The organism is Paludibaculum fermentans, from assembly GCF_051172195.1.
GTDB classification, from domain to species: domain Bacteria; phylum Acidobacteriota; class Terriglobia; order Bryobacterales; family Bryobacteraceae; genus Paludibaculum; species Paludibaculum fermentans_A.
Map to the genome: position 1 here is coordinate 4,771,821 of NZ_JBPJAQ010000001.1, position 23,541 is coordinate 4,795,361.

21 protein-coding genes, 3 tRNA genes and 1 pseudogene are annotated in these 23,541 nt (G+C 60.5%); 15 read left to right on the forward strand and 10 right to left on the reverse strand.

The window, feature by feature from the left end; translation table 11 throughout:
• Window position 1: 1 nt before the first annotated feature.
• The 6 genes from ACR9Y2_RS19210 to ACR9Y2_RS19235 all read right to left on the reverse strand — a co-directional run bounded on the left by ACR9Y2_RS19210 (window position 2) and on the right by ACR9Y2_RS19235 (window position 3,683).
• Window positions 2–601, reverse strand: coding sequence for a YceI family protein (locus tag ACR9Y2_RS19210; protein WP_435043206.1), 600 nt, complete (start codon window positions 599–601; stop codon window positions 2–4).
• Between the two features lie 58 nt (window positions 602–659).
• Window positions 660–1,010, reverse strand: a complete 351-nt coding sequence (locus tag ACR9Y2_RS19215; protein ID WP_435043207.1) for a SnoaL-like domain-containing protein — start codon at window positions 1,008–1,010, stop codon at window positions 660–662.
• Entirely contained in the window at window positions 1,007–1,486 is a 480-nt protein-coding gene (locus ACR9Y2_RS19220) for a MarR family winged helix-turn-helix transcriptional regulator (protein WP_435043209.1), read from the reverse strand. Before ACR9Y2_RS19220 ends, ACR9Y2_RS19215 begins: the two co-directional genes overlap by 4 nt.
• A 266-nt stretch (window positions 1,487–1,752) precedes the next feature.
• The gene (locus tag ACR9Y2_RS19225; RefSeq protein ID WP_435043210.1) at window positions 1,753–2,322 is read right to left on the reverse strand and encodes a CvpA family protein; all 570 of its coding nucleotides are present in this window, start codon (window positions 2,320–2,322) and stop codon (window positions 1,753–1,755) included.
• A complete protein-coding gene (locus tag ACR9Y2_RS19230) occupies window positions 2,319–3,206 on the reverse strand; it encodes a phosphoribosylaminoimidazolesuccinocarboxamide synthase (RefSeq protein WP_435043212.1) in 888 nt (295 codons plus the stop codon). Before ACR9Y2_RS19230 ends, ACR9Y2_RS19225 begins: the two co-directional genes overlap by 4 nt.
• A gap of 18 nt (window positions 3,207–3,224) precedes the next feature.
• Complete coding sequence (locus ACR9Y2_RS19235; protein WP_435043213.1) at window positions 3,225–3,683, reverse strand: hemerythrin domain-containing protein; 459 nt, start codon at window positions 3,681–3,683, stop codon at window positions 3,225–3,227.
• 162 nt (window positions 3,684–3,845) lie between these two features.
• On the opposite strand from ACR9Y2_RS19235, the gene ACR9Y2_RS19240 reads away from it, so the two are divergent.
• The 13 genes and pseudogenes from ACR9Y2_RS19240 to ACR9Y2_RS19300 all read left to right on the forward strand — a co-directional run bounded on the left by ACR9Y2_RS19240 (window position 3,846) and on the right by ACR9Y2_RS19300 (window position 20,115).
• Window positions 3,846–3,934 (forward strand) — tRNA-Tyr (locus tag ACR9Y2_RS19240).
• 136 nt (window positions 3,935–4,070) lie between these two features.
• A tRNA-Thr gene (locus ACR9Y2_RS19245) sits at window positions 4,071–4,146 on the forward strand.
• 108 nt (window positions 4,147–4,254) lie between these two features.
• A pseudogene (locus ACR9Y2_RS19250) lies at window positions 4,255–5,375 on the forward strand (elongation factor Tu).
• 19 nt (window positions 5,376–5,394) lie between these two features.
• Window positions 5,395–5,468: transfer RNA gene (locus tag ACR9Y2_RS19255), tRNA-Trp, on the forward strand.
• A gap of 124 nt (window positions 5,469–5,592) precedes the next feature.
• Window positions 5,593–5,853: a preprotein translocase subunit SecE gene (gene secE / locus ACR9Y2_RS19260; protein WP_435043214.1), complete on the forward strand. Its 261-nt coding sequence runs from the start codon at window positions 5,593–5,595 to the stop codon at window positions 5,851–5,853.
• A 29-nt stretch (window positions 5,854–5,882) separates the two neighbouring features.
• On the forward strand, window positions 5,883–6,563 hold the full coding sequence (gene nusG / locus ACR9Y2_RS19265; protein WP_435043215.1) for a transcription termination/antitermination protein NusG: 681 nt from the start codon (window positions 5,883–5,885) through the stop codon (window positions 6,561–6,563).
• Window positions 6,564–6,640: 77 nt separating this feature from the next.
• The gene (gene rplK / locus ACR9Y2_RS19270; RefSeq protein WP_194452118.1) at window positions 6,641–7,072 is read left to right on the forward strand and encodes a 50S ribosomal protein L11; all 432 of its coding nucleotides are present in this window, start codon (window positions 6,641–6,643) and stop codon (window positions 7,070–7,072) included.
• Between the two features lie 181 nt (window positions 7,073–7,253).
• Window positions 7,254–7,961 carry a 50S ribosomal protein L1 gene (gene rplA / locus ACR9Y2_RS19275; protein ID WP_435043217.1) on the forward strand — a complete coding sequence of 236 codons (708 nt, stop codon included), beginning with the start codon at window positions 7,254–7,256 and terminating at the stop codon, window positions 7,959–7,961.
• A gap of 30 nt (window positions 7,962–7,991) precedes the next feature.
• Window positions 7,992–8,519: a 50S ribosomal protein L10 gene (gene rplJ / locus ACR9Y2_RS19280; protein ID WP_435043219.1), complete on the forward strand. Its 528-nt coding sequence runs from the start codon at window positions 7,992–7,994 to the stop codon at window positions 8,517–8,519.
• 96 nt (window positions 8,520–8,615) lie between these two features.
• Entirely contained in the window at window positions 8,616–8,996 is a 381-nt protein-coding gene (gene rplL / locus ACR9Y2_RS19285; RefSeq protein ID WP_435043220.1) for a 50S ribosomal protein L7/L12, read from the forward strand.
• A 474-nt stretch (window positions 8,997–9,470) separates the two neighbouring features.
• The gene (rpoB, locus tag ACR9Y2_RS19290) at window positions 9,471–13,793 is read left to right on the forward strand and encodes a DNA-directed RNA polymerase subunit beta (protein ID WP_435043221.1); all 4,323 of its coding nucleotides are present in this window, start codon (window positions 9,471–9,473) and stop codon (window positions 13,791–13,793) included.
• Between the two features lie 24 nt (window positions 13,794–13,817).
• Complete coding sequence (gene rpoC, locus ACR9Y2_RS19295; RefSeq protein ID WP_435043222.1) at window positions 13,818–18,050, forward strand: DNA-directed RNA polymerase subunit beta'; 4,233 nt, start codon at window positions 13,818–13,820, stop codon at window positions 18,048–18,050.
• A 100-nt stretch (window positions 18,051–18,150) separates the two neighbouring features.
• Window positions 18,151–20,115: a CocE/NonD family hydrolase gene (locus tag ACR9Y2_RS19300; RefSeq protein ID WP_435043223.1), complete on the forward strand. Its 1,965-nt coding sequence runs from the start codon at window positions 18,151–18,153 to the stop codon at window positions 20,113–20,115.
• A gap of 74 nt (window positions 20,116–20,189) precedes the next feature.
• Here ACR9Y2_RS19300 and ACR9Y2_RS19305 read toward each other — a convergent pair whose 3' ends face one another.
• From ACR9Y2_RS19305 to ACR9Y2_RS19320, 4 genes are read right to left on the reverse strand one after another with little or no spacing between them, the layout of a single operon-like run.
• Entirely contained in the window at window positions 20,190–20,726 is a 537-nt protein-coding gene (locus ACR9Y2_RS19305) for a DinB family protein (RefSeq protein ID WP_435043224.1), read from the reverse strand.
• A gap of 34 nt (window positions 20,727–20,760) precedes the next feature.
• Window positions 20,761–21,240, reverse strand: a complete 480-nt coding sequence (locus ACR9Y2_RS19310) for an aminoacyl-tRNA deacylase (RefSeq protein WP_435043225.1) — start codon at window positions 21,238–21,240, stop codon at window positions 20,761–20,763.
• The gene (locus tag ACR9Y2_RS19315; protein WP_435043226.1) at window positions 21,237–21,386 is read right to left on the reverse strand and encodes a hypothetical protein; all 150 of its coding nucleotides are present in this window, start codon (window positions 21,384–21,386) and stop codon (window positions 21,237–21,239) included. The genes ACR9Y2_RS19310 and ACR9Y2_RS19315 overlap by 4 nt, the downstream gene beginning before the upstream one ends.
• A gap of 30 nt (window positions 21,387–21,416) precedes the next feature.
• Window positions 21,417–21,620, reverse strand: a complete 204-nt coding sequence (locus ACR9Y2_RS19320) for a hypothetical protein (protein WP_435043228.1) — start codon at window positions 21,618–21,620, stop codon at window positions 21,417–21,419.
• 92 nt (window positions 21,621–21,712) lie between these two features.
• On the opposite strand from ACR9Y2_RS19320, the gene ACR9Y2_RS19325 reads away from it, so the two are divergent.
• Both ACR9Y2_RS19325 and ACR9Y2_RS19330 read left to right on the forward strand, forming a co-directional pair.
• A complete protein-coding gene (locus tag ACR9Y2_RS19325; RefSeq protein WP_435043230.1) occupies window positions 21,713–22,783 on the forward strand; it encodes a serine hydrolase domain-containing protein in 1,071 nt (356 codons plus the stop codon).
• The gene (locus ACR9Y2_RS19330) at window positions 22,780–23,538 is read left to right on the forward strand and encodes a hypothetical protein (RefSeq protein ID WP_435043231.1); all 759 of its coding nucleotides are present in this window, start codon (window positions 22,780–22,782) and stop codon (window positions 23,536–23,538) included. Before ACR9Y2_RS19325 ends, ACR9Y2_RS19330 begins: the two co-directional genes overlap by 4 nt.
• Window positions 23,539–23,541: the final 3 nt, after the last annotated feature.

The window sequence follows — 23,541 nt, forward strand, 5'->3', positions numbered from 1 at the left end:
GTTATTTCGTGGCCGGTGCGGCGCCGGCGCGGGTGCCTTCCACGTCGATGGTGATTTTCACCTGATCGCTGACAACCACGCCGCCGGTTTCGAGCGCTTTGTTCCAGGTGAGGCCGTAATCGGCGCGGTTGATGGTGGTGGTGGCCGAGGCGCCGCGACGGAACATGCCCCACGGATCCTTCACTTCCGGACCGGAGTTATCCACAAGCAGGTCGATTTGGCGGGTGACGCCGTGGAGGCTGAAGTCACCGGTGACGACGAGGCCGTTCGCGGTCTTCCTGGCGCTCTTGGACTTAAAGGTCATGGTCGGGTACTTGGCGACGTCGAAGAAGTCGGCGCTGCGCAGGTGCTCGTCGCGCTTGGGTTCGCTGGTGTTGACTGTGGTGGCGTCGATGGTGGCATCGATGCGGATGGCGGTGGGGTTCTTCTCGTCGTAGACGATGGTGCCGGTGACCTTGCTGAACTCGCCGCGGACGTTGCTGACCATCAGGTGCTTGACGGTGAAGGCGGCTTTGGAGTGCGAAGTGTCGATCTTGTACTCATCCGCGAAGACTGCAGTCACGGTGAGCAGGGATAAGGCGAGGACGGATTTCCAGTTCATGATTCGGATTCTTTCCTGTGATTGTTTCGTGGGCTCTGTGGTTGTGCGCTGAGGCGGCTTACTTGGAGTAGTAGAAGCGTTCGTTGACGACTTTGCCGTCTTTCCAGCGGCGGACAGCGACCTGGGCGAGTTGGATGCGAACCCCACCCTTGAAGGTGACGTCGTAGAGCCACTCAGAGAGGGATACGTCGCTGTTCACGGCAGAGGAGAGGACGAAGGCGCCGTGGAAGGCTTCGATGCTCGAGAAAAAGTCAATTTCGCGCTGGCGGTTGACCGCCTTGCCGACGAACGGTTCGTTCGAGTTTTCCTGCATGACGACGTTCTCGTCGTAGAGTTCTTCGAAGGCTTCCAGCGCCTTGCCGGTGAGGATGTCGTTGTTCAGTTTGGCGTCGAGTTCAGCGATAGTCATTGTCTTGTCTCCCGTATCTTTTCCAGTAGTTCCACGAGGGTTTCGGCCTCATCGGGGGTGAGCCCGGCGGCCATCTTCTGATCCATTTCCGCGACCAAAGGGTCGAGGCTGGCCAGCAGGCGCGCGCCTACCTCGGTGAGGTAGCAGAGCACCTGGCGGCGGTCCTTTTCGCAGCGAACCCGGCGGACGAGACCTTTGAATTCCATGCGGTCGAGCAAGCGGGTCATACCCGGTGTCTCTTCAAGGAGACGCTCGCCGATGGCCAAGGTGGGAATCCCCTCGGCACCTGCGCCGCGCAGGATGCGCAATACGTTGTACTGCTGCGGCGTAATCTCGTGTGGTTCCAGGAATCGTGCTGTGTCACGCCGGAAGACATCCGCGGTCTTCAGGATGGACAGAGACGCCTCCTGGTAGATGGAGCTGAAGGGTTTGGTTTGTTTCAGTTCCTCTTGGAGGCGGCTTGTCTTACGTGCCATGACTTTAAATTACACGACATTAGTTGATACGTCAAGTAATTTCTTGAGGAATGCTTCGGGAGACGGCTGGGCCGGGTTCTGAGTGGCGGAGAGTTTGTTTAGATTGATGAGGTTAGAGAAGACAGAATGGGTGAATGCCGTCGCTGGGAGTGTTGTGGGCGAGGGACGTTCCCGCCCTGTCCACCTGCAGTTTTCATTGAGATTCCTGACAGTTTGCGTTTCGGGACAGGGGATGAACGTCCCTTGGGGGCGTCTTTCGGGTGGAGCTAGTTGCTGGCTTTGGGCGGGTCGTCGTGGTCGACGTCATGGCGCACGCCGGTCCATAGCTTCTTCACCCGCTCATAAGTTGCCAGGAAACCGTCTTTGAGGTCTCTAGGTGCGAGATAGACCAGGACATGCGAGGCTTCGACGAGATAGGGGGCTACGGTCGAGTCCGCGACTGAGTCAGGCACGGGTTTGATGGGGAAGGCGAGCAGCATCATGATGAAGACGACGCCGATGAGGGTCGCCTTGATGAGGCCGAAGAGGGCTCCGAGCATGCGGTCGAGCCAGCTGAGGCCTGTCCACTTAAAGATGCGCGAGAGGCCCCAGCCCAGCAGGCCGCCGATGGCCTGGACTCCGACGAAGACCAGGAGGAAGCCGACGATATTGCAGAGGGCGCGGGAGCTGAGGTAGGGCTGAAAGTAGGCTCCGGCGGAGCCATAAAACCAGGTGGCCAGCAAAAGGCCCAGCACCGTGGATGCCAGGCCGATTGCGAGCCGGGTGAAGCCCCGGCGGATCCCCTGCGTCACGAAGATGCCGAGGATCACCAGGAAAAAGATGTCGAGCCAGTTCACAGCTTGCTACCAGTGATCTTTTCGTACGCCTCCCGGTACTTGTCGGACGTTTTCTCGATCACGTCGGCGGGGAGTGACGGAGCGGGCGGCTGTTTGTTCCAGGTGAGGGTTTCGAGGTAGTCGCGCACGAACTGCTTGTCGAACGAGGGCTGCGCTCCGCCCGGTTTGTACTCGGAGGCCGGCCAGAAGCGGGAGGAGTCGGGTGTGAGGACCTCGTCGCCCAGGGTAAGGGTGTCTCCGATGAAGCCGAACTCGAACTTGGTATCGGCGAGGATGATGCCGCGGGTGAGGGCATAGGCAGCAGCCTTGGAATAGATGCCGAGGGTGAGGTCGCGCAGGCGGGTGACGACGTCCTGGCCGGCGAGTTGGGCGGCCTTTTCGAAAGTGATGTTCTCGTCGTGGCCGGACTGGGCCTTGAAGGCCGGGGTGAAGATGGGTTCGGGCAGTTGGTCGCTCTCTTTGAGTCCGGCAGGGAGCTGGATGCCGCAAACCGTGCCGTCCGCCTTGTACTCCTTCCAGCCGGAACCGGAGATGTAGCCGCGGGCGACGCATTCAATCTGCACCATGTCGGCTCGTTTGACGAGCATGGAGCGCCCTTCGAGCTGGTCGCGGAACTGGTGCAGGTCGGCTGGATATTCGCTGACTTCGGCCGAGATGAGGTGGTTGGGTACGACGTCCTTGAGGAATTCGAACCAGAAGAGGGAGAGCTGGGTGAGAACCCGGCCTTTGTCGGGGATGGGTGAGCCGAGGACGCAATCGAACGCGGAGATGCGGTCGGTGGCGATCATCAGCAGCTTGTCGTCGCCTACGGCATAGACATCGCGGACCTTGCCACGGGCGATCAACGGGAGGCTGGGGATGTTGGTTTGGAGTAGGGTGCTCATCGGAATAGGGTATGGAAATCAGGGTTCGAGGCAGACACGGACGGCTCGGGCTTCAAAGGTGTCGCCGAGACGTTGCATGGTGGCATCGCTAAGACGGTCCTGGACGCTCTCGAAGAGTTCGTTTTCCTCGCTGCGGATGTGCGCGCGGAGGAGGGCGCCGAAGTCCTGGAGGCGTTCGATGGTGGGTTCGGCGCGGAGGGCGGCGATTTGCTGCTCCATGGAGCGGTGCTCGGCGATGAGGGCGTCGACCATCGGATTGGGGCCGAGTTCCGCCAGGATAGCGGGGAAGAGGCCTTGTTCCTCGAGTTCGAAGTGGTTGACGAGTTCTAGATCGAAGCGATCGGCGCATTTGGCGGCCAGGCGTTGGACAGTGGCGGGAGAAGGGTCCCGGGCGAGGCCGCGTTCGATGAGGACGCAGAGCGCTAGTCCGTTGTGGTGCTGGTGGGACAGCGGGTGGAGGCTCTTATGTCGGCGCATAGATGGAACGTGGAAGGGTCCCGAACTACTGTTGGTACCATCCTTCGGGGCGGGACGCAAGGTGGTGTATTAGAACAAATTCAGGCGCAATTGTTTGATGCAAAACGAGCGGCAATGCGTTATATTGGGAGGGTTGCCGTCCGGCAGCGACAATACGGTTACGGACAGGTGGCCGAGTGGTTAATGGCAGCAGACTGTAAATCTGCCACTCCTTGCGAGTTACGGAGGTTCGAATCCTCCCCTGTCCACCATCTACTTTTGTGGTAGAGCGAACCGAAGGAATTGCCGGGCTAAAGCGATCCAGCCTGGGTCTGTGATGGAAATCGCGGAGAGCAGTGTGCCGGGGTTGCCATAGGCAGGTAGGGTTGCGCTAAAGTAAGTTGCAGGGCCGATGTAGCTCAGTTGGTAGAGCGCGTCCTTGGTAAGGACGAGGTCACCAGTTCAATCCTGGTCATCGGCTCCAGAATTTTTCAAGACGAGCTGGACCCTTCCAGGTTCCGGTGAGCCCGAAGCGGGCGGCCGGTCCCCACAAAAAGCTGGATTAGGCGGGAGGCAGCAGGGAGTCGCACGCATGGCGAAAGAGAAATTTGATCGCAGCAAACCGCACGTGAATGTCGGCACGATTGGCCACATCGACCACGGCAAGACCACGCTCACGGCAGCAATCACGAAGACGCTGGCCAAGCATAACCCGAAGGTGCAGTTCCGCAGCTTCGATTCGATCGACAACGCGCCTGAAGAAAAGGCACGAGGTATCACGATCGCGGCGGCGCACGTGGAGTATGAGACGGCGAAACGTCACTACGCGCACGTGGACTGCCCGGGTCACGCGGACTACATCAAGAACATGATCACCGGTGCGGCGCAGATGGATGGCGCGATCCTGGTGGTGGCGGCTCCTGACGGGCCGATGCCCCAGACTCGTGAGCATGTCCTGCTGGCCCGCCAGGTAGGCGTACCGTACATTGTGGTTGCCCTGAACAAGGTGTATGATGGACGACGGAACTGCTGGAACTGGTGGAGATGGGCTGGGCTGCCATTCTGGGTTCCCGGCGACGACCTGCCGATCTGCGTATGGCTTTGGGCGCGTTGGTAGCGAGCCGGAGTGGAAAAGTCGGTGGACGACCTGACCGGTGATTAGCTACATCCGATTCCGCCGCGACATGGACAAACCGTTCTACAGTGATCGAAGACATTTCTCGATCAGGAGGCCGCGGGGTGGTGGTGACAGGCCGTGAAAAGAGGCCAGGTCAGGGCGAGGAAATTCAGTTGGCAGGCTTCGCGACACGCGCAAGACGGTCGTGACGGGCGTGAAATCTTCAGAAGCTGCTGGACAGCGGCGCGGCGACAATATCGGCCTGTTGCTGCTGGCATCGACAAGACGACGTGGAGCGTGGTCGAATGCTGGCGAAGCCGGGCTCCGTCGGCCGCGCGAGTTCCCGCGGTGAAGTGTACGTACTGTCGAAGGAAGAAGGCGGCCGTCATACTCCGTTCTTCAAGGGTTATCGTCCGCAGTTCTACTTCCGCACGACGGATGTGACGGGCGTGATGGAATTGCCGGAAGGCACGGAGATGGTGAGTTTGCAGGACGCGCGGCGGCTTTTGAAAGAAGGCCGCCGCGTTTGTTCGCAAGGGTTTGGATCGAAAGTACGGATGGCTGGTTCCCGAGGCTGTCCGGAAGTTGAGCTATAATACTGAGTGTTTACCGGGAAGGGGATTAGGTTAACGGTAGACCAGCGGTCTCCAAAACCGCATGTGGGGGTTCGATTCCCTCATCCCCTGCCATCTTCCTGGCATCCGGACCAGATCTGGGTGGATTTCATACAAGACGCCCGCGTAAGGGGCGTTCGTCGGTAGCGGGTGTGCCATAGGCACGCCTCTCGGAAAGGCTTCGGAAAAGGTGCCATCCATGGCGGCAGTAACTACGGCAGCGAACGGCGACAACCAGCCACAGACCGGCGTGTCCGGCTGGATCGAACAGGTCAAAGAATATATCTCGGATCTGAAAGCTGAGATGCGCCGGGTGAGCTGGCCCAACAAGGCACAAGTGCAAGCCACGACAGCGGTTGTGATCGCAGCAGTATTCCTGTTCGCGGCCTACTTTGCGGTGGTGGACCTGCTGCTGGGCCGGGCGATCAATCAGATTTTCCAGACGCTGGCACGGAAGTAGTAAGCGCAAGCTAGACAAGGGTTTCGTCCATGTCCGAGCAAGACTTCGATCAAAATAACGAGGCAGGCGGCATCGCTGATGCGTCTGAAGACGCGCCGGTGAACGGCGCACAGTCGGAGTCTGCCGAGGAGGTAACCGCGGAGGAAACTGCCGCGGTGGCCGATCCGAACGCGCTCCCCGGCATGGATTGGTTCATCATCCATACCTACTCCGGATTCGAAAACAAGGTAGCGGAATCGCTGAGGGCCCGAGCCTCGGCGTATGCGTTTGCTGACCGGTTGGGCCAGATCCTGATTCCCACGGAAGAAGTGGTTGAGTTGCGGAACGGCAAGAAGGTCACGAGCAAGCGACTGCTGTATCCAGGATACGTCATGGTCCAGATGGCCATGGACGACGAGCTTTGGCATCACGTAAAGAACACGCCCCGGGTGACCGGGTTTGTGGGCGGCGGCAACACACCGGTGCCGTTGACCGCGGACGAAGTGAACGCGATTCTTTACCGTCAGGCGTCGGCTGCCGAGCGGCCACGTCCGAAGATGAGCTTCGAGAAGAGCGAGACAGTGCGGATCGTGGATGGTCCGTTCACCAATTTCCAAGGCAAGGTGGACGAGGTGAACTCGGACCGGAACACGCTGCGCGTGCTCGTGACGATTTTTGGCCGCGCGACTCCGGTGGAGCTCGAATTTCTCCAGGTGGAGAAGATCAGCTAGCAGGCTATTTGGCCAGGCTGGCGCCTGCAGGCAATTGCCGGGCGTGCGCTTGAGAAGAGTTTGAGAAGGGTTTTGAAATGGCGAAGAAAGTAACGGCTCAAGTGAAGCTGCAAATTCCGGCGGGGAAGGCGACTCCGGCGCCTCCAGTCGGCACGGCGCTCGGTCCGCAGGGCGTCAACATTATGGAGTTCTGCAAGGCGTTCAACGCTAAGACCTCCGCCAAGGACCAGGAAGGTTTGATCATCCCTGTAGTCATCACGATCTACTCGGACCGTTCGTTCACCTTCATCACCAAGACGCCGCCGGTGGCGATTCTGGTGAAGCGTGCCTGCAACCTGGCGAAGGGTAGTGCGGAGCCGAATAAGAACAAAGTCGGCAAGATTACGATGAAGCAGGTTGAGGAAATCGCAAAGCTGAAGATGCCTGACCTGAATTCATTTGATATCGATTCGGCGATCGCCCAGGTAAAGGGTGCTTGCGTTTCGATGGGTGTGGAAGTAATTAACTAGTTTCAACGTGTTCCGGTGTGGACGCGCCAGTCGCGGCCATGCTAAAGTAGTAGTTTCGTTCTTTTCCAATCTAACGGAACGTTTGCCGGGTCGCAATTCAGGGCACGGTGGGCAATCCGACCACATTGGGAGGTCTTATGGCCGGGTAACCGGCGGAAGGGCCGTTTGGACCAGTCACACTATGGCAAGAAAACCAGGCAAAAAGTATACTGCGGCCGCGGGGCAAATCGAGAAGCGGCCCTACACGCTCGAAGACGCCATCCCGCTGGTACAAAAGATCAAGTTCTCGAAGTTCGACGAGACGGTCGAAGTGCACATGCGGTTGGGGGTCGATCCGAAGCACGCGGACCAGATGGTTCGCGGCACCGTGGTTCTGCCGAATGGCCTCGGCAAGAGCAAGCGGGTGCTGGTGATCGCCTCTGGCGATAAGATCCGTGAGGCAGAAGCGGCGGGCGCCGAGTTTTTCGGCGGCGACGAGATGGTGGAGAAGATCCAGAAAGAGAACTGGATGGACTTCGACGCCGTGATTGCAACCCCCGACATGATGCGGTCGATGGCGCGGTTGGGTAAGATACTGGGTCCTCGTGGCCTGATGCCGAACCCGAAAACCGGAACGGTGACGACGGACGTCACTAAGGCTGTCAACGAAGTGAAGGCCGGCAAGGTGGAGTTCCGCGTGGACAAGACTGGCGTGATTCATGCGCCGGTGGGCAGGGTTGGTTTTGCGACCGACAAGCTGTTGGAAAACGCGAGCACACTGATTCAGGCCGTCATCAAGGCGAAGCCTTCGGTGGCCAAGGGCAAGTACGTAAGAAGTGCGACGGTCTGCTCCACGATGGGGCCTGGCGTCGCTCTGGACGTAACTGTCTACAACCTCCGTCAACTGTAGCATCGAGCGCGCTCGCGAAAGGATCCGGTCATGAAGGAAAGAAAAAAGAAACAAGCAGATCTCGAGAAGCTGCGCGGTGAACTTCAGAGTGCCCCGAGCGTCTTTGTGACGGGCTTCACGAAGTTGACGGTGGCGCAGGATTTCGAGTTGCGGAAGACCGTTCGCGGGGCTGGCGGGATGTATCACGTGATCAAGAACACGATCGCGGAGAAGGCGTCCGCCGGGCTGGAATCCGCACAGGTGCTGGCAGGGCTGAAGGGAGTGTCCGCGGTGGCTTATACCAACGGGGATCCTGTGGCTCTGGCGAAGGCGCTGACGGCTTACGCGAAGGCAAACCCGACATTTACTTTCAAGGCTGGTTTGGTGGAAGGCCGTGCGATCGACCTGAGTGCGATCCAGGAACTGTCCAACATGCCGGCGAAGGAAGTGATCTACGCCAAGCTGTTGTGGTTGATCAATGCTCCGGCGCAGCGACTGGTCACCGTCTTGAACGGCGTTGGCCGCGATCTCGCCGTGGTCATCGATCAGGGCGTTCAGGAAAACAAGTTTTCCTCCTAGTGAGGGCAGGCCTCCAGGCGGGGTTCGGATTGCGGATCGCGCGGGTGAGGAACTGAGTGGAACGATTTTACAACGATAGGGAGTTTCGAAACTAAAATGGCTGACATCAACGCGATTGCCGAAAATATCCAGGGCCTGACGCTTCTGGAAGCCTCCCAGCTGGTGAAGCTGCTTGAGGAAAAGCTGGGTGTTTCCGCCGCCGCCGCCTCTGTTGCCGTTGCCGCTCCTGCGGCCGGCGCTGCTGCCGCCGCGGTTGTGGAAGAAAAGACCGAGTTCAACGTCATTCTGACGGCTGCCGGCGCCAACAAGATCAACGTGATCAAGGTTGTGCGTGAAGTGACCAGCCTCGGCCTGAAGGAAGCCAAGGACCTCGTGGAAGCGGCTCCGAAGGCGATCAAGGAAGGCGTTAACAAGGACGAAGCCGAGACGATCAAGAAGAAGTTCGTCGACGCCGGCGCCACCGTCGAGATCAAGTAGTGAACGCGTCCTGTGTGGGCGCATTCCTATCGACAAAACAGAGATGCGGCGGGTTGCGGGGTTCCCGGATGGGACACTCTGTAGCCGGCCGCTTCTGCGTGCCCAGGTAACACCCGTTTGACGGTCTGGTTTTCATTCTGTTAGACTGGGGGCATCAGATTCTGGAGCCGGATCAGGAATCGCTGCGCCAGTGCAAAAGATATTTGGCCCGGGAACCGTACCATGGCGGAATCCGGGTGACCTCAACACTTCGTTCCTACTGCGCAGCCGGTGTGTATCCCAAATTCTTCCCGGCTTGTCCTGTCTGAACTGGTCCAATTTCCTGCCCTTGGTGACAGACATCCCTGCGCCGGGCATCTCCCGACATATGATCCCGAGATTCACCCCTATCGCCCGATTTCCGGGTAGTTAGGGATGCCAGACTCTTCTGGCGGCCCCGCCGCCGGATGAGATCGGCGCCTTAAGGAGTGGAGAATGGCTACTGCGTCCAACGGCACGCCTCGCGAGCGCGTCGATTTTTCCAAAATCCGGACCTCTGTCCCGATTCCAAACCTCATCGAAGTCCAAAAGCGCAGCTACGAGCGCTTTCTGCAAATGGACCTGCTCCCCGATGAGCGTGACGACATCGGCCTGCAGAGTGTCTTCAAGAGCGTATTTCCGATTACGGATTTCCGTGGCTTGTCCGAGCTGGAGTTCGTCGATTATTCGATTGGCAACTGGGAGTGCAAGTGCGGCAGCCTCAAGGGCTTGAACCACCTGCGCACGGTTTGCCGGAACCCGACCTGCGGCGCCACGATCAAGACCGACCCTTTCCATCCCGGCGACGTACTTTGCGACAAGTGCGGCACCTTCAATAAGAACATCGTCACTTTCTGCAACCGCTGCGGCGACCCCGTCGGCCTGCAGTTGAAGTATGACCAGGCGGAGTGCGAAGAGCGGGGCATGACCTATGCCGCGCCGCTCAAGGTCACCATCCGGCTGAAGATGTTCGATAAGGACGAGTCGGGCCGCAAGACCGTGCGCGAGTTCAAGGAGCAGGAGGTGTTCTTCGGCGAAATTCCGCTGATGACGCCAAACGGCACCTTCATTATTAACGGCACGGAGCGCGTGATCGTCAGCCAGTTGCACCGCTCGCCCGGCGTCTTCTTCGAGAAGATCCAGGCTCAGAGCTACTTCCTGGGCAAGATCATCCCGTACCGCGGTTCTTGGGTGGAGTTCGAGTTCGATTCGAAGAACCTTCTGTATGTCCGCATCGACCGTAAGCGCAAGTTCTACGGCTCGGTGTTTCTGCGCGCGTTGGGCATCAAGAGCGACTCAGAGATCATCAAGTCGTTCTACAAGCACAGCGAACTGCAGTTGAAGGACAAGAAGATCTACTGGAAGGTCGACGAGTCGCTGATCGGCGTGAAACTGGGCAATGCCCTGATCACGAAGACCGGCGAGTCGATTCACCCGGCCAACCGCAAGATCCGTGAAGCCACGATTGAAGCGCTGCGCAAGGCCAAGGTCGAGGCGGTCGAAGTGACCATCGCGGAGATCGAAGGTTCGTGGGTGGCGTCCGACGTCATCGACATGGAGACTGGCGAAGTCCTGGCGGAAGCGAACCAGGAGCTCACGGCTTCCAACCTGGCCAAGATCATGGACGCCGGCATCAAGTCGATGGACGTGTTCTTTGCTGAGCGCGACGAAGTCGGCAATGTCATCTCGGTGACCCTGAAGAAAGACCCGGTGAAGTCGCAGAACGAAGCGCTGCTGGAAATCTACCGCAAGCTGCGTCCGGGCGATCCGCCGACCCTCGACACCGCCACTCAGTTGTTCCACGGCATGTTCTTCGACCCGCGCAAGTACGACTTCTCGCGCGTGGGCCGCATGAAGTTCAACATCAAGCTGTACGACAACGCCGAGTATTCGCCCGAGGGGACGGTCGGCAACCCGCTGGACCGCCGTACGCTGGATGAGACCGATTTCATCGACACGATCAAGTACTTGTTGAAGCTGCGCAAGGGCATCGGCGCGGTCGATGACATCGATCACCTCGGCAACCGCCGCGTCCGCGCGGTGGGCGAGCTGCTCGAGAATCAGTTCCGCATCGGCCTGGTCCGCATGGAGCGGGCGATCAAGGAAAAGATGGCGGTTTATCAGGAAATGTCGACGGCGATGCCGCACGACCTGGTGAACGCCAAGCCCGTCATGGCCGCGATCCGCGAATTCTTCGGATCCAGCCAGTTGTCGCAGTTCATGGATCAGACCAATCCCCTGTCGGAGATCACGCACAAGCGCCGTCTCTCCGCCCTGGGACCAGGCGGTTTGAGCCGCGAACGCGCCGGCTTTGAAGTCCGCGACGTGCACCCGACGCACTACGGCCGTATCTGCCCGATTGAAACGCCGGAAGGTCCGAACATCGGTCTGATCTCGTCGTTGAGCTGCTTTGCGCGGATCAACGAGTACGGCTTCATCGAGAGCCCGTACCGCCGCGTGGTGGGTTCGCAGGTTCAGGACGACGTCAAGATCCTGAATCCGGGCGGCACCAACCTGAAGGTGGGCCAAGTGCTCACGCTGAAGGAAATGGACCGCATCATGGCTCTTCCCGAAACGAAGAAGAGTCCGCCCGAGTTCGAAGCTTACTGCGACTACCTGTCGGCGTGGGACGAAGACAAGTACGTCATCGCCCAGGCCAACATGGCGCTGGACGGCGAAGGCCGCATCGTCAATGAACTGGTGAACACCCGTAAGGCCGGCAACTTCTCGCTGCTGGCTCGCGAAGAGATCCAGTACATGGACGTCAGTCCGAAACAGCTGGTCTCGGTGGCCGCCTCACTGATCCCGTTCCTTGAGAACGACGACGCGAACCGCGCGTTGATGGGATCGAACATGCAACGCCAGGCAGTTCCGCTGCTGCGCGCCGATTCGCCCATCGTGGGCACGGGCATGGAAAAGGTGACGGCCCGCGACTCGGGCGCCGTTGTGCTCTGCAAGCGCGCCGGCGTAGTGGATTCGGTCGACAGCGAACGCATCATCGTCCGCGTGGAAGGCAACATCCACGAAGGCCAGATGTCGCGTGAAGTCGGCGCCGACATCTATCCGCTGACCAAGTTCAAGCGTTCGAACCAGAACACCTGTATCAACCAGAAGCCCATTGTGTACCAGGGGCAGAAGGTGAAGAAGGGTCATGTTCTGGCCGACGGTCCTTGTACCGACCAGGGCGAACTCGCTCTTGGCCGCAACGTGCTGGTGGCGTTCATGCCCTGGCGCGGCTGCAACTTTGAGGACGCGATCATCGTGTCCGAGAAGCTGGTGAAGGAAGACTACTACACCTCGATCCACATCGAGGAGTTCGAGATTGAAGCGCGCGATACAAAGCTCGGTCCGGAAGAGATCACGCGCGACATTCCGAACATCTCGGAGAGCTTCCTGCGGAGCCTCGACGAGAGCGGCATCATCATGATCGGCTCGAAGGTGAAGCCGGGCGACATTCTGGTGGGCAAGGTCACGCCGAAGGGCGAAACCCAGCTGACGCCGGAAGAGAAGCTGCTGCGCGCCATCTTCGGCGAAAAGGCCGGCGACGTGAAGGACGCGTCGCTCTACTGCCCGCCCGGTATCGAAGGTGTGGTGGTGGACGCGAAGGTGTTCTCCCGCAAGGGCGCCGATCTGGACGAGCGCAGCAAGTCGATTCTGGAATCGGCGATCGAGAAGCTGCACCGCAACCTGGATGACGAAAAGCGCATCCTGGGCGACGAGCGCGCCAAGCGCCTGGCCGCCCTGCTGGACGGCAAGGAATTGCTGGCCGACCTGCACGACGAAAAGACCAACAAGAAGCTGCTGAGCAAGGGCCAGCCCCTGACGCGCGACATCATCGAGAAGATGAAAGCGCGCGACCTGAAGCGCATGAAGCTGTCGAATCGCGATCCTCGCCTGAACGAGGCCATCGACGAGATCGAAGAGCTGACTTCGCGCCAGATCATGGTGCTGGAGAAGATCAGCGAAGAGAAGATCGCCAAGCTCAAGAAGGGCGATGAGCTCCCCCCCGGCGTCATCAAGATGGTGAAAATCTACATCGCGATGAAGCGCAAGCTGTCGGTGGGCGACAAGATGGCCGGCCGCCACGGTAACAAGGGTGTCATTTCGCGCATCGTGCCGGAAGAAGACATGCCGTACCTGGAGAACGGTACGCCGGTGGAGATCATCCTGAATCCGCTGGGCGTTCCCAGCCGTATGAACGTCGGTCAGATCCTGGAAACTCACCTGGGTTGGGCCGGCCGGGAACTGGGCAAGAAGTATGCCACCCCGGTGTTCGACGGTGCGACGGAAGCCGACATCAAGGGCCAGCTCACGGAAGCGGAATTGCCGACCAGCGGCAAGGTGACGCTCTACGACGGCATGACGGGCCAGGGCTTTGAGCAGCCTGTCACGGTGGGCATCATCTACATGCTGAAGCTGAGCCACCTGGTGGACGACAAGATCCACGCGCGCTCCATCGGACCGTACTCCCTGATCACCCAGCAGCCGCTGGGCGGCAAGGCGCAGTTCGGCGGACAACGCTTCGGCGAAATGGAAGTCTGGGCGCTGGAAGCCTACGGCGCCGCTTACGTTCTGCAGGAGTTGTTGACGGCCAAGTCGGACGACGTCTATGGCCGCGCGAAGATCTACGAGGCGATTGTGAAGGGCGAGGCGGCCGCCGAACCGGGCGTGCCCGAATCGTTCAACGTGCTCATCCGCGAGCTGCAGTCGCTTTGCCTGGATGTGGAACTGATGAAGAAGCCGAAGGAAATGCCGGACACGGCATTGGCGGCGGACTAACCGGAATAGGACAGGAGGCGAAATATGTACAGATCATCCCCGTACGATCGAGCGAACCTGATCGCGGATTTTGATTCCATCCGCATCAGCCTGGCCTCGCCGGAAAAAATCCGGAGCTGGTCCCATGGCGAAGTAACGAAGCCGGAGACCATCAACTACAGGACGTTCAAGCCGGAACGCGACGGCCTGTTTTGCGCCCGCATCTTTGGACCTATCGCTGACTGGGAGTGCTTGTGCGGCAAGTATAAGCGCATGAAGCACCGCGGCGTCATCTGCGACAAGTGCGGCGTCGAAGTCACGCTGTCGCGCGTCCGCCGTGAACGCCTGGGCCACATCGAGCTGGCCAGCCCCTGCTCGCACGTCTGGTTCTTCAAGGGCCTGCCGTCGCGCATCGGCTACCTGCTGGACATCACCCTGCGCGACCTGGAGCGCGTGCTCTATTTTGAAGCGTTCGTCGTGGTGGACCCGGGTGAAGTGCCCGGGCTCGGCAAGGCCGAAGTCCTCACCGACGAGCGGAAGCGGCAGCTCGAAGCCGAGCACCCCGGCAAGTTCGTCGCCATGATGGGCGCCGAGGGCATCAAGGAGCTGCTGAAGAAGGTCGACGTCGAGAGCCTTTCCGTTGAAATCCGCGAGCGGATGAAGACGGAAGCTTCCCAGCAGAAGAAGCTGAAGTACGCCAAGCGCCTGCGTGTGACGGAGAGCTTCCGCAAGTCCGGCAACAAGCCGGAGTGGATGATCCTCGATGTCATTCCGGTGATCCCGCCGGAACTGCGCCCGCTGGTTCCGCTGGACGGCGGCCGCTTCGCGACCTCCGATCTGAACGACCTCTACCGCCGCGTGATCAACCGCAACAACCGGTTGAAGAAGCTGATCGAGCTGCACGCGCCGGACGTCATCGTGCGCAACGAAAAGCGCATGTTACAGGAGGCGGTGGACGCCCTGTTCGACAACGGCCGCCGTGGCCGTGTCCTGCGCGGCGCCAACAACCGCCCGCTAAAGTCGCTCTCCGATGCCCTCAAGGGCAAGCAGGGCCGCTTCCGCCAGAACCTGCTGGGCAAGCGCGTCGACTACTCCGGCCGTTCGGTGATCGTGGTCGGTCCCGAGCTTAAACTGCACCAGGCCGGCCTGCCGAAGAAGATGGCGCTGGAACTCTTCAAGCCGTTCATCTATCACCGGCTGGAACTGCGCGGCCACTGCACCACGATCAAGCAAGCCAAGGAATTGGTGGAACAGCAGGATCCGGTGGTGTGGGACATCCTTGAGGAAGTGATCAAGGAGCATCCGATTCTCCTCAATCGCGCTCCTACGCTGCACCGTCTGGGCATTCAGGCTTTCGAGCCCGTGCTCGTCGACGGCAAGGCGCTGAAGATTCACCCGCTGGTGTGTACAGCTTTCAACGCCGACTTCGACGGCGACCAGATGGCCGTGCACATCCCGCTGTCGCCCGAAGCGCAGATTGAAGCCTCGACGCTCATGTTGAGCGCGAACAATATTCTGTCGCCGGCGCACGGCGCGCCCATCGCGGTGCCGACGCAGGACATGGTGCTGGGGCTTTACTACCTCACCAAGGTCCGCAAGGGATCCCGCGGTGAAGGCAAGAAGTTCGCTTCAGTGGAAGACGTCCTGATCGCCTACGAAATGGGCGAAGTGGAGACGCAGACCCCCATCACGCTGCGCTACACGGGCAAGGTCATCGATCTGGCGACCGCCTATGACAGCCAGGACGTGATGCACACTGAGCCGGTTGAGTACGCCAAGACCGACATGGAAACGACGGTCGGCCGCGTGGTGCTCAACGATGTTCTGCCCGACGAGATGCCCTTCATCAACGGTCTGTTGAAGAAGAAGGGTCTCACGCAGATGGTGCACTACTGCTACCTGAAATTCGGTCTCCGGATCACGGTACGCATGCTGGACGACGTGAAGGACCTGGGTTTCCTGTCCGCCACGCGCGCCGGCATCTCCATCGGCATCGACGACATGGTCGTGCCGGCTTCGAAGCCCACCCTGGTGAGCGAAGCCGAACGCGCCGTGGTCGAAGTGCAGAGCCAGTATCAGGAAGGCGCCATCACCCACGGTGAGCGCTACAACAAGATCATCGAAATCTGGAACAAGGTGACCGACCGCGTTTCGGAAGAGATGTTCAAGACCATGGAGAACGATGATAAGACGGGCCGCTATCTGAACCCGATCTACATCATGGCCGACTCCGGCGCGCGCGGTTCGAAACAGCAGATCCGCCAGCTGTCCGGTATGCGCGGTTTGATGGCCAAGCCGAACGGCGAAATCATCGAGACCCCCATCACGGCCAACTTCCGTGAAGGCCTGAACGTGCTGCAGTACTTCATCTCGACGCACGGCGCCCGCAAGGGTCTGGCCGACACGGCGTTGAAGACGGCCGACTCGGGCTACCTGACCCGCCGCCTCTGCGACGTGGCGCAGGACGTCATCGTGACCGAACGCGATTGCGGCACGATGGACGGCATCTTCGTCGAGCCCATCGTGGAATCGGGCGAAATCATCGAACCGTTGCGCGACCGCATCGTCGGCCGTGTGGCGCTGGAAGATCAGCTCGACTACGAAGGCAAGATCATCGTCAAGGCGAACGAGGACATCACCGAAGAGATCGCGCAGGCCATCCAGGATGCCGGTATCGATCGTGTGAAGATCCGTTCGGTGCTGACCTGCGAATCCAAGCGCGGTGTTTGCGAACTCTGCTATGCCCGCAATCTGGCTACGGGCCGTATCGTCGAGCGCGGCGAAGCGGTGGGTATCATCTCCGCCCAGTCGATCGGCGAGCCCGGCACGCAGCTCACGATGCGTACGTTCCACATCGGCGGCGCGGCGTCGTCGGGTGTGGCGCAGAACAAGCAGGAAGCGCGTTACGACGGCTTCGCCAAGTACATTGGCGTCAAGACCGTTAAGAACGCCCAGGGCGACATCATCGCCATGAACCGCACCGGCCTCGTCGCCACTTATGACGAAAAGGGCCGCGAACGCGAACGCTACCAGGTGGTGTATGGCGCCAAGATTCTGGTCGAGGAGGGTGCGCCTATCAAGGCCAACCAGACCCTGCTCGAATGGGATCCCTACGCCTTCTCCATCCTGACGGAAATCTCGGGCACGGTGGTCTTCAAGGACATCACCGAGAACGTCACTTACCACGAGCAGGTGGACGAAGTTACCGGCCTGTCGCAGTGGGTCATCATCGACTCGCCCGACGAGAAGCGCCTGCCCACCGTCATCATCCATCCGGATGGCGGCGGCAAGCATGACGAGCGCCGTTACCTCATGCCCACCCACGCGCACCTGAGTGTCCGTGCGGGCGACCGGGTCCACGCCGGCGACGTGCTGGCCAAGATCCCGCGCGCCACGACGAAGACCAAGGACATCACGGGCGGCCTGCCGCGCGTCGTCGAACTCTTCGAAGCGCGCAAGCCGCGGGAAACCGCCGTCATGAGCGAAATCAACGGCGTGGTCCGCATCGGCGATGTCGTCAAGGGCTTCCGCAAGGTGGCCATTGTCGGCGACGACAAGACGGAGAAGGAATACTCCATCCCGCGTGGTGTTCACATCAACGTGCAGGACGGTGAACGTGTGAAGGCCGGCGATCCGCTGATGGACGGTCCTCGCAATCCGCATGACATCCTGAAGGTGCTCGGTGAAAAGGAACTGCAGAAGTACCTGGTCAACGAAATTCAGGAAGTCTACCGGCTGCAGGGCGTCAACATCAATGACAAGCACCTGGAAGTCATCGTCCGCCAGATGATGCGCTGGGTGAAGATCGAGGACATCGGCGATACGGAATTCCTGCCCGAGGAGATCGTCGACAAGTTCAAGTTCAAGGAAGAGAACGATCGTGTGCGCGAAGCAGGCGGCCGCCCGGCACAGGGCTCGCCCGTACTGCTGGGCATCACCAAGGCGTCGCTGTCCACCGACAGCTTCATCTCGGCGGCATCGTTCCAGGAGACCACGCGCGTACTCACCGAAGCCGCGATCAACGGCAAGGTGGACTACCTGCGCGGCCTGAAGGAAAACGTCATCATGGGCCGCCTCATCCCGGCCGGCACCGGCATGGATTACTATCGCCGCGTGAAGATCGCCGGGGAGGATGTGGTGGACGAACCCGTGCAGGAAGCCGACGCCCTCATGGCCGACTCCTTCGCCGTCTACGACGACGAGACCAAGGGTAGCTACATCGGCGGCAGCGAACCGATCGAGCTCAACATCGACGAACCGCTGGGCGACGCCGAATAAGGAATCGCTCATCCGCAAACGATCAACGGCCGGGGCTCACGCGCCGGCCGTTATCTTTTGGGGGGCGGCATCGAAGAGGCAGCCTAGCTACACTCTATAAATGGGTCTCCTCCACTGTCTGGGCAGTCTCAACGAAGGTCCTGCCCACCGCGGCCGTGCGCCCCTCCTGGCCGCGGCATTCCTGAGTTCACTCTTCATTTCGCTGCCGTCCGCCGCGCAACAGGCAACGCCGGGCGGCAACGATGTCCCGAAGGAATTCCACGCTCCGGTCAATAGTTTCGATTACGTCCGGCGAGAAGTGATGATTCCCATGCGGGACGGTGTGAAGCTGTTCACCTCCATCATTCTCCCCAAGGGTGCGCACGACGCGCCCATCCTGCTGACGCGCACACCGTATAACGCGGCCGGGCGCACGACGCGCAATCACAGCCCGCACATGCTCTCCACGCTGCCGCAGGGCGATGAAGTCTTCGTCCAGGCCGGCTATATCCGCGTCTTCCAGGATGTACGCGGCAAGCACAAGTCTGAAGGCGATTACGTGATGACGCGACCCGTGCGCGGTCCGCTGAATCCCACGGCGACCGACCATGTCACCGATGCCTACGACACCATTGAGTGGCTGGTGAAGAATACGCCGGAGTCCAACGGTCGGGTGGGCATGATCGGATCTTCCTACGAAGGTTTCACCGTGGTAATGGCGCTGCTGGGCCCGCATCCGGCCTTGAAGGTGGCTGCCCCCGAGAGCCCAATGGTCGATGGCTGGATGGGGGACGACTGGTTCCATTACGGAGCCTTCCGGCAGACGAACTACGACTACACGGCTGGCCAGACCGCCCATCGCGGCGGCGGCGAGTCTGTCGCCCGCGGATTCTACGACGACTACGAAGACTTCCTGCGCGCCGGTTCCTCGGGCGCCTATGCCCGGCAGCACGGCCTCGACCAGTTGCCTTGGGTCCAGAAGATGATTGAGCACCCGGCGTATGACGAATTCTGGCAGGGGCAGGCGCTGGACAAACTGGTGGCCGAGCGGCCATCCACGGTCCCCACCATGTGGATCCAGGGGCTTTGGGACCAGGAGGACATGTGGGGCGCCATCCATTGCTACCTGTCACTGAAGGCGAAAGGGCAAGCCGATCACAACTACCTCGTGATGGGCCCCTGGCGGCACAGCCACGTCAACTATGACGCCTACACCTTGGGCGCGCTGAAGTGGGAAGGTGACACGGCCCTGCAGTTCCGCCGCGATGTGCTGCGGCCATTTTTCGATCAGTACCTGAAGACCTCCGCGCCCAAGGCCGACACGCCGCCCGTGTTCATCTACAATACCGGCGAGAACCACTGGGACAAGCTGAAGAACTGGCCGTTGGCGTGTGAGAAGGGCTGCGCTGCTCCGATGAAGCCGCTCTATCTGCAAGTGGATTCCGGCCTGGGTTTCGACAAGCCCAGCCAGCCCGGCAACGCCGTGGATACCTACGTCTCCGATCCCGCCAAGCCCGTGCCGTACATCCAGCGTCCTGTGCGATTCGCCGATTCCGAGCGCTGGCGCACGTGGCTGGTGGCCGATCAGCGTGCCGTCGCCGACAGGCCGGATGTCCTTGTGTACGAGACCCCTGTGCTTTCCGCGCCCGTGCGCATCAGCGGAGCGCCTGTCGCCGACCTGTTCGCCGCCACCACCGGCACGGACAGCGACTGGGTGGTGAAGCTGATCGACGTCTACCCGGATGAGGTCCCCAGCTTCCCGGAGATGGGCGGCTATCAGCTTGCGGTCTCCATGGACATCTTCCGAGGCCGCTACCGGGAGAGCTTCGAGCGGCCCTCGGCCATTCCGGCCGGCAAGGCGCAGCGCTACCGCTTTGTGCTGCCCACCGCGAACCACGTCTTCCTGCCGGGCCACCGCATCATGGTGCAGGTCCAGTCGAGCTGGTTCCCGCTGTACGACAGGAATCCCCAGACATACGTCGCCAACATCTTCATGGCCCAGCCGGCGGACTATGTAAAGGCGACGCAGTCGGTTTTCCGCGGCGGCGAAACTGCCAGCGCGGTGTGGCTGCCCGTAGTGCCGTAATTCCTGCCCATCAATGAGAGAGAGGAGCCCGCGGCCGAAAGCCACGGGCTCCTCTCCTCGTTTTGGATCGGGTGCTAAACGAGTACGGCGCTATAGCGTTCGTGGAATACCGCCAGATGGGCCAGTTCGTGGCCCGCGGTCAGCCAGGCCAGGGACCGGGCGCTGATGGGCATGTCGCTGGCAGTGCCCACGCGTGCCAATGATTCGGCGTTGAGACCGCGCAGCAGGCAGAGCGTAGAGCTGCGCACTACCTGGAACTCTTCCACCAGGTCGCTCCAGGGCTGGTGTGCGTGCGGGCCATATTGCACAAGAATGTCCTGCTCGAACCCGGGCAGGGGCGTCTTATCGTTGCGGGCAATGCGCAGCAGGCGGTAGGCAAAGATTCGCTCGGCATCGATCATATGGCCGAGAACTTCCTTTACAGACCACTTGCCCTCAGCGTAGCGGTAGTTCGCCTGCTCCTCCCGCAGGGGGGCGAGCAGTTTTACGACTGAATCCATTTGTTCGCGCAAGGTTGCGCGGATGTCTCCATCCGGGACCAGATTGATATATCGTCCAAAGTAGGGCGCATACTCCTCCGCGCCGGGCCTGAGAGTCCAGATCTCGCTCATCTCACCAGTATGACAAGTGCGCGGGCTCGCTCAGTTATCCGGCTGCGTGGGCAAACGCCAGCACCGACGGACGCACCAGGTCCTCCCAGTCTTCCGTGTTCATCTGGATCACGTCCCGATGCGTGCCGGCATTGAAGCAGATGGTCTCCTCGGACATCAGCAGGCCATCCACCCAGACTGGCATCTCATAGAGGATTCCATTGCCGAAGGGCGGCATGGCGCCCAGTTCGCAATCATGGAACAACTCCTGGAGTTCCCTCTCGGTGGCCAGCCGCAGGTGCTGGCTGCTGAAGGCAGTGCGCAGCTCCTCCAGGTCGACGACCCGGTCTGCCGGCAGCACCGACATGGCGTAGCCGTCCTCCGAGTGGACGACAACCACCTTCGCAAAGGTGCGCGGCGGAAGGTGGTCGGCTCGGGCTGTTTCCCGGGCCGTGTATGTGAGTGGATGGCGGTCGTGACGATAGAAGATCTCACGCATTTCTAGGAGTGCTGTCAGGCGGTCGAGCGTTTTCATGGTTTCTTCCTCGTGGGGTCCGGCGGCTGCCGGCGGGCCTTGTTCTTTTCGGCCGCGGGCCGGACGTGAGCTGGTGTCGGGGCCTGGACCCGGATGCGATCCACGGCCCACGTGCGAACGACGTGCGGATGGGTAGGGCGATCCATAGTCCCTCCTGGTGGTGTGGCCGGTTTGGTTCAGTCCGGGGCGCCGGTGGCGGACACTCGCTTCATCAGGTTGTCCACCTGCTGCAATCGCTCATGCAGCGCGTCCCGGAAGGTTCTCTTGTCGGTATGCCGGATCTCGGAAAGCAACTCGCGTTGCTTGGCTTCCAGCAATTGGCAGATCAGCGCCCAGTCGTCAGGGGTCAGGGCGGGTGGCTTGTCTTGCAACTGCACCATATCCACCTCCTACTTCGAGGATCCGGCCCTACCGTAACTCCAAATTGTCCGGAATGGAAGGGGGAATCCATCGAACGTGGTACATAGGAGGTATGGCCCTCCGGTTTGCCTTTGTCTTCGCCATGGTTGTGTCCGCCCTGTTGGGCCAGGTACCCACCTCCAAGATCCCTGGCTTGCAGCGGGTTGCCACCTCCTGGATGGAGCGGACGCACATCCCGGCCCTCTCCATCTCAGTCCAATCGGGCGGTCAACCGGACTACGCAGCGGCCTGGGGCTTCAGCGATCTGGAAAACTCCGTACCCGCTACACCCAGGACTGTTTTCCGCCTGGCCTCGCTTTCCAAGCCGTTCACCGCCGTTGCCGCCCTCAAACTTGTCGAAGCGGGCAAACTCGACCTGGACGCGGAGATTCAGCGATACCTGCCGTCTTTTCCCAGGAAACAATGGCCCATCACCACGCGGCAACTGCTCTCCCACCTGTCGGGCATCCGTGCCTACGAAGGCGATGAGATCAACATCACACGCCATTATGGCGACCTGATGGACGGGCTCGAGATCTTTGCCAAAGACCCGCTGTTGTACGAGCCCGGCACGAAATATCACTACTCCACCTATGGGTTCAATTTAGCCGGAGCCGTGGTGCAGGCGATCGCCGGGGTCCCGTTCGCCACATTTGTGGAACAGCAGGTTCTACAGCCTTCCGCGACCCTGACCATGCGGCCAGACAGCGTCTTCGACCTTATTCCCAATCGAACGAGAGGCTATTACCTGAGGGCAGACGGGCAGATTCAGAACTGCGGCCTAGCCGATACCAGCTACAAGCTGCCGGGTGGAGGGTGGGTCGCCGCCGCCCCCGATATCACGCAATTCGCCCGGACGCTCATGGACGAAAAACTACTGAACCGCGAAACTCTGAACGTCATGTGGAGCTCTAACAGACTGAAGGATGGTTCGTCCAATGACTATGGGCTCGGTTGGAATAACGAGCGCCGGCAAGGCCTTCGAGTCGCCTGGCACGGCGGGGGCCAGCAGGGGACGAGCACTTTCCTCATCGTTTGCCCCGAAAGGAAGATCTCGATTGTAGTCCTGGCGAACCTGGAAGGCGCCCCCGTCCGTGAGATCGCGATCGACTTGTTTGACGAGATAGCTGGATTATCAAAGTGAAATCCCTGTTGGCTTTACTCCTCCTGCCCGCCTCGCTGTCCGCGGTGGAGCTTTCGTCTAAAACGCTGGCTGAATTCCGGGCCTATATGGAAGTGGCGGACCGCTCTGTCCAGAATCGTCCCCACACCACCAATTCGTACCTGCCCGCCACGGCTACGTCCGGACCCCAGATCATGCCCTATGACGCGAAGGAGCCGCGCAGCCTCACTTCGGGCCTGGTTCACGACTGGGTGGGCGCCGTCTTCGTGCCGAAGGCAAAGGCCGCCGACGCGATTGCCGTCCTGCAGGATGTAAACCGCTACAAAGAGATCTACTCTCCGGACGTCATCGAATCCAAGCTGACTAAGCGCGACGGCGATCACATTTTCGCCTATATGCGCGTGGTCAAGAAAAAGGTCATCACGGTAGCCCTCGACACCGAATACGACGTCGAATATCGCAATAAGGGCAAGGGCCGTTGGGAAGTCTGGTCGCGCAGCACCCGCATCGCAGAGGTGGAGCATCCCGGCCATAGCCAGGAGAGCATCAAAGCGCCGGATACCGGGTTTGGCTTCCTGTGGCGCCTGAACTCCTATTGGCTGCTCGAAGAACGCGAAGGCGGTCTGTACATGGAATGCCGGGCCATCTCACTCACTCGGGACGTCCCTCTGGGCGTAGCCTGGGCAGTGAAACCGATGATCACCAGCCTGCCCCGTGAGTCCCTGCTGGCGACGCTGGAAGATACTCGCGCCGCTGTAGAAGCCCGGGTGAAGTAAGCC

Excerpts from the sequence above, each read along its gene's own strand:
- ACR9Y2_RS19305 (WP_435043224.1), bottom strand. The coding sequence starts at position 20,726 with ATGAGCGAGATCTGGACTCTCAGGCCCGGCGCGGAGGAGTATGCGCCC.
- ACR9Y2_RS19325 (WP_435043230.1), top strand. The coding sequence starts at position 21,713 with ATGGCCCTCCGGTTTGCCTTTGTCTTCGCCATGGTTGTGTCCGCCCTG.
- rplL (WP_435043220.1), top strand. The coding sequence starts at position 8,616 with ATGGCTGACATCAACGCGATTGCCGAAAATATCCAGGGCCTGACGCTT.
- rplK (WP_194452118.1), top strand. The coding sequence starts at position 6,641 with ATGGCGAAGAAAGTAACGGCTCAAGTGAAGCTGCAAATTCCGGCGGGG.
- secE (WP_435043214.1), top strand. The coding sequence starts at position 5,593 with ATGGCGGCAGTAACTACGGCAGCGAACGGCGACAACCAGCCACAGACC.
- ACR9Y2_RS19220 (WP_435043209.1), bottom strand. The coding sequence starts at position 1,486 with ATGGCACGTAAGACAAGCCGCCTCCAAGAGGAACTGAAACAAACCAAA.
- ACR9Y2_RS19310 (WP_435043225.1), bottom strand. The coding sequence starts at position 21,240 with ATGAAAACGCTCGACCGCCTGACAGCACTCCTAGAAATGCGTGAGATC.
- ACR9Y2_RS19315 (WP_435043226.1), bottom strand. The coding sequence starts at position 21,386 with ATGGATCGCCCTACCCATCCGCACGTCGTTCGCACGTGGGCCGTGGAT.
- ACR9Y2_RS19215 (WP_435043207.1), bottom strand. The coding sequence starts at position 1,010 with ATGACTATCGCTGAACTCGACGCCAAACTGAACAACGACATCCTCACC.
- ACR9Y2_RS19210 (WP_435043206.1), bottom strand. The coding sequence starts at position 601 with ATGAACTGGAAATCCGTCCTCGCCTTATCCCTGCTCACCGTGACTGCA.
- nusG (WP_435043215.1), top strand. The coding sequence starts at position 5,883 with ATGTCCGAGCAAGACTTCGATCAAAATAACGAGGCAGGCGGCATCGCT.
- rplA (WP_435043217.1), top strand. The coding sequence starts at position 7,254 with ATGGCAAGAAAACCAGGCAAAAAGTATACTGCGGCCGCGGGGCAAATC.
- rpoB (WP_435043221.1), top strand. The coding sequence starts at position 9,471 with ATGGCTACTGCGTCCAACGGCACGCCTCGCGAGCGCGTCGATTTTTCC.
- ACR9Y2_RS19230 (WP_435043212.1), bottom strand. The coding sequence starts at position 3,206 with ATGAGCACCCTACTCCAAACCAACATCCCCAGCCTCCCGTTGATCGCC.
- ACR9Y2_RS19320 (WP_435043228.1), bottom strand. The coding sequence starts at position 21,620 with ATGGTGCAGTTGCAAGACAAGCCACCCGCCCTGACCCCTGACGACTGG.
- rplJ (WP_435043219.1), top strand. The coding sequence starts at position 7,992 with ATGAAGGAAAGAAAAAAGAAACAAGCAGATCTCGAGAAGCTGCGCGGT.
- rpoC (WP_435043222.1), top strand. The coding sequence starts at position 13,818 with ATGTACAGATCATCCCCGTACGATCGAGCGAACCTGATCGCGGATTTT.
- ACR9Y2_RS19235 (WP_435043213.1), bottom strand. The coding sequence starts at position 3,683 with ATGCGCCGACATAAGAGCCTCCACCCGCTGTCCCACCAGCACCACAAC.
- ACR9Y2_RS19300 (WP_435043223.1), top strand. The coding sequence starts at position 18,151 with ATGGGTCTCCTCCACTGTCTGGGCAGTCTCAACGAAGGTCCTGCCCAC.